The sequence below is a fragment of the Streptomyces sp. SID486 genome (assembly GCF_009865385.1).
In the GTDB taxonomy this organism is placed as follows: Bacteria; Actinomycetota; Actinomycetes; order Streptomycetales; family Streptomycetaceae; genus Streptomyces.
On the sequence record NZ_WWJT01000397.1, the window covers coordinates 1 to 1,894 of the forward strand.

2 protein-coding genes are annotated in these 1,894 nt (G+C 76.8%); both read right to left on the minus strand.

Features of this window, described 5'->3' with window-relative positions:
• Positions 1-1,212 (minus strand): MFS transporter (locus tag GT045_RS18575; protein WP_161334848.1); only part of this gene is annotated, 1,212 nt, incomplete at its 3' end.
• On the minus strand, positions 1,209-1,790 hold the full coding sequence (locus tag GT045_RS18580; protein ID WP_161334849.1) for a TetR/AcrR family transcriptional regulator: 582 nt from the start codon (positions 1,788-1,790) through the stop codon (positions 1,209-1,211). The genes GT045_RS18575 and GT045_RS18580, both read right to left, overlap by 4 nt.
• Between the last annotated feature and the right edge of the window lie 104 nt (positions 1,791-1,894).

Below are 1,894 nucleotides of genomic sequence, written 5' to 3' on the forward strand. Positions count from 1 at the left end.
CCCCGTCCCCGCGCCCAGCAGCGCGGACGCCCCGGCGACACCCACGGCGGGACCGATGTTCAGCGCCGTCTGCTGCAGACCGCCCGCGACCCCGGCCGCCGCCGTCTCGGCCCGCCGCACGATCACCTGGGTGGCCGCCACCATCACCGTGCCGAAGCCGGCGCCGAGCAGCGCGAACGCGCAGCCGAGACCGGCCGGGGAGGTGGTCCGCGACAGCAGCAGGGCGCCGAGCGCGAGCGCCGCGGTCGCCCCCGCGGTCGTCCCGCGCGCCCCGTACCGGCGCAGCAGCGCGGGGCACAGGGCCGCCGACAGCACCATCAGCACCGCGAGCGGCAGGCTGCGCAGGGCGCTGTCGAAGGGGTCGAGTCCGAGGTGGCCCTGGAGGACGTAGGTGGCGGTGAACAGGGTGCCGAACAGGGAGGCGGAGACGGCGGTCAGGATGCCGAGCGCCGCCGCGACCGAGGGGGAGCCGATCACCCGGGGCGGCAGCAGCGGGCTCGCCGTCCGCCGCTCGTGCCGGACGAGGAGGGCTGCCGTGAGAGCGGCGAGGGCGAGGCCCGTGCCGGAGACGGGCCGGGCCGTCAGCGCGTACACCAGGCAGGCCGCGGCGACGGCGAACAGCGCCGCGCCGGGCAGGTCCAGCGGGCTCCTCGCGGGCTCGGGCCGCCGGCCGGGCCGCAGCAAGGCCGGCAGGCCGAAGGCGAGCGCGGGCGGCACGTTGACGAGGAACACCGCCCGCCAGCTCAGGCCGGTCACCAGTGCCCCGCCCAGCAGTGGGCCCGCTGCCGCCGCCAGCCCGATCGCGCCGGTGCGCACGGCCAGGGGCGAGGCGAGCCGGTCCGGCGGATACGCGGCCCGCAGCATTCCCAGCGTGGCCGGCTGGAGCAGCGCCCCGAACCCGCCCTGCACCGCCCGAAGTCCGATCACCCAGCCGACGCCGGGCGCGAGGGCGATGCCCGCCGAGGCGGCGCCGAACCCGAGCATGCCGAGCCCGAACACCCGCCGCTGCCCGTACCGGTCGCCCAGCCGCCCCGCGAACACCAGCAGGCTCGCCACCGCGACGAGATAGGCGGTGCTGGTCCACTGCACCTGGGTGAAGGAGGCGTGCAACTCCCGTTGCAGACGGGGCTGGGCGACCGTGAGGGCCGTTCCGTCCAGGGCGACGACGACCGCGCCCGCCACGCTGCTCGCCAGCGTCCAGGCCCGGTTCACCGGCCTTCCCCGGGGCCCAGGTGCGCGGCCAGGACCGTGTCGAGCAGGGGGGCGAGATCCTCCTCGCCGGTGGCGAGCTGGAGGCTGCGCCAACGCCACAGCTGGGCCGTGCCGTGCAGGTTGGCCCACAGGGCGCCCGCCGCGCGGCGGGCGTCGACGCCGGGGAGCGCCTCCCCGACCAGGCCGGCGAGCAGCGAGAACAGCGGAAGGCTCGTGTCCCGCAGTCCCAGCCTCCCGCTCTCCAGCAGGTCATGACGGAACATCAGCTCGTACATGCCGGGCCGGTCCAGCGCGAACTCCAGATACGTCCGGGCCAGCGCGGCCACCCGGGCGCGAGGGCCGCCGGTCTCCCGCTCCAGCGCCGCTCGCGCCAGGCCGGCCAGGTCGGCGAAGCCGCGCCGGGCGATCGCGGACAGCAGTTCCAGGTGGGTGGGGAAGTAGCGGCGCGGGGCCCCGTGCGAGACGCCCGCGCGCCGGGCGATCTCCCGCAGGGTCAGCGCCTGGGGGCCTTCGGCTGCCAGCAGTTCCACGCCGGCGTCGACGAGACGGTCGCGCAGGCTGGTGTCGGACTCGGTCATAGACAGTGTCTACCACCGCGCCGTAGACAGTGTCTACCACGGTCGTAGACGGCGTCTACCATCGGCCCACCCGGCCCCCCGGCCCACCCGGCCCCCCGGCCCAC

Excerpts from the sequence above, each read along its gene's own strand:
- GT045_RS18580 (WP_161334849.1), bottom strand. The coding sequence starts at position 1,790 with ATGACCGAGTCCGACACCAGCCTGCGCGACCGTCTCGTCGACGCCGGC.